General features: G+C 59.5%; 1 protein-coding gene. It reads right to left on the bottom strand.

Annotated features, from left to right (window positions below; translation table 11 throughout):
- Positions 1 to 10 precede the first annotated feature (10 nt).
- Complete coding sequence (locus tag EV561_RS36955; protein ID WP_132528784.1) at positions 11 to 1,210, bottom strand: IS256 family transposase; 1,200 nt, start codon at positions 1,208 to 1,210, stop codon at positions 11 to 13.
- Positions 1,211 to 1,281: the final 71 nt, after the last annotated feature.

Here is a 1,281-nt window from a genome sequence, read left to right as displayed (position 1 = left end):
GGAGGGGATGTCAGCGTGCCACAGCGGGCAGACTGATTTGCGGATCATCGCTCATTTGGGCCATGGTCTCAAGGGTCATGTACCTGGCGCGTTGGACGGCCCATTCGTCATTCTGTTCGAGCAACAGCGCACCGACGAGGCGGACGATGGCTTCGTCGTTCGGAAAGATGCCGATGACCTCGGTGCGGCGTTTGATTTCACCGTTGAGACGCTCAATTGGGTTCGTTGAGTGGAGCTTTGCCCGGTGCTCTTTCGGGAAGGTCATATAGGCGAGCACGTCCTCTTCGGCGTTGTCCATGATGGTGGCAAGCTTCGGCACTTTCGGTCTGATCTGATCGGCAACACTGCGCCATTGAGCGCTGGCTGCCTCCGGCGTCTCTTGGGCAAAGGCCGTTGCGATGAAGGCGGATACGACCCGCCTGCCGCTCTTGCCGGCATGCGCCAGTACGTTCCTCATGAAGTGAACCCGGCACCGTTGCCAGGTGGCGTTGAGAACCTTCGTGACGGCGCCCTTGAGACCTTCGTGCGCATCGGAGACGACAAGCTTCACGCCACGCAATCCTCGACGTGTCAGCCTTCGCAGGAATTCCGTCCAGATCGGCTCGGCTTCCGACGTGCCGACTTCCATCCCCAGCACCTCGCGTCGACCATCGCTGTTGACGCCGACGGCGATGATAACGGCAACGGAAACGATGCGGCCGCCGCGCCGGACCTTGAGGTAGGTCGCATCCACCCATACATACGGCCACTCACCTTCAATCGGCCGGTCGAGGAACGCCTTCACCTTGACGTCGATTTCTTCGCATAGACGACTCACCTGGCTTTTGGAGATGCCAGACATGCCCATGGCCTTGACCAAGTCGTCGACAGAACGTGTTGATATCCCTTGGATATACGCCTCTTGGATAACCGCCGTCAGGGCCTTTTCCGCCATCCGACGCGGTTCGAGAAAGCTGGGGAAATAGCTGCCCTTGCGTAGCTTCGGAATGCGAAGCTCGACGGTTCCAGCCCGCGTCTCCCAATCGCGGTCACGGTAGCCATTGCGTTGGGCAAGCCGCATCGGGTTCTTCTCACCGAAGTCAGCACCCGTGGCCGAGCCGACCTCCAGCTCCATCAGCCGCTCGGCCGCAAAACCAATCATCTCACGCAACAAATCTGCATCCGCGCTCTTCTCAACGAGGGAGCGCACGTTCATCATGTCATTGGTCATCGGTGGTCTTTCCGTCAGGTTGGTCTTGAACAACCCGACCCTAGCGGAAAACACTGATGGCCGCCCGCAAA

The organism is Rhizobium sp. BK376, from assembly GCF_004341625.1.
GTDB lineage: Bacteria > Pseudomonadota > Alphaproteobacteria > Rhizobiales > Rhizobiaceae > Rhizobium.
Note: the sequence above shows the minus strand (reverse complement) of the source record. Positions and strands in the feature narration are given on the sequence as shown.

What these genes read in the sequence shown, in the direction of transcription:
- EV561_RS36955 (WP_132528784.1), bottom strand. Translation starts at nt 1,210, where the DNA reads ATGACCAATGACATGATGAACGTGCGCTCCCTCGTTGAGAAGAGCGCG.